2 tRNA genes and 1 rRNA gene are annotated in these 505 nt (G+C 39.8%); all 3 read right to left on the reverse strand.

What is annotated here, in order from left to right:
• Positions 1 to 74 precede the first annotated feature (74 nt).
• A tRNA-Ile gene (locus tag BN899_RS18280) sits at positions 75 to 151 on the reverse strand.
• Positions 152 to 161: 10 nt separating this feature from the next.
• Positions 162 to 250, reverse strand: a tRNA-Leu gene (locus tag BN899_RS18285).
• A 5-nt stretch (positions 251 to 255) separates the two neighbouring features.
• Positions 256 to 372: ribosomal RNA gene (gene rrf / locus BN899_RS18290) — 5S ribosomal RNA — on the reverse strand.
• Positions 373 to 505: the final 133 nt, after the last annotated feature.

The following is a 505-nucleotide window of genomic DNA, read 5'->3' on the forward strand; positions in this document are numbered from 1 at the left end:
ATGTTTGTTTGGTTGTTTCAAATTCTATAAATTAACCTACTGTTTAATTTTCAAAGTTCTTAATTAATTTATTATGGTGGACCATCAGGGACTCGAACCCCGGACCTACCGGTTATGAGCCGGGCGCTCTAACCAACTGAGCTAATGGTCCTAATAAATCATGGTGCCGAAGACCGGAATCGAACCGGTACGGGAGGTAAGTCCCGCAGGATTTTAAGTCCTGTGCGTCTGCCAGTTCCGCCACTTCGGCACATTACGTGGCTACGTCTTACTCTCCCAGGCAGTTGCCCACCAAGTACCATCAGCGCTAAAGAGCTTAACTTCTGTGTTCGGAATGGGAACAGGTGTATCCTCTTTGCTATTGTAACCACATATTGTGTTTATTCTTTTGTTTTAAGACAAGTATTATAATACCATCTTAAGTTATCAATGTCAACACTTTTTGTAAAATATTTTCATATTTTTCTAAGTAACAACATTTTTAGAGTTAATACTCTGAAAACTG

The sequence above is a fragment of the Faecalimicrobium dakarense genome, assembly GCF_000499525.1.
Lineage (GTDB): Bacteria > Bacillota > Clostridia > Peptostreptococcales > Peptostreptococcaceae > Faecalimicrobium > Faecalimicrobium dakarense.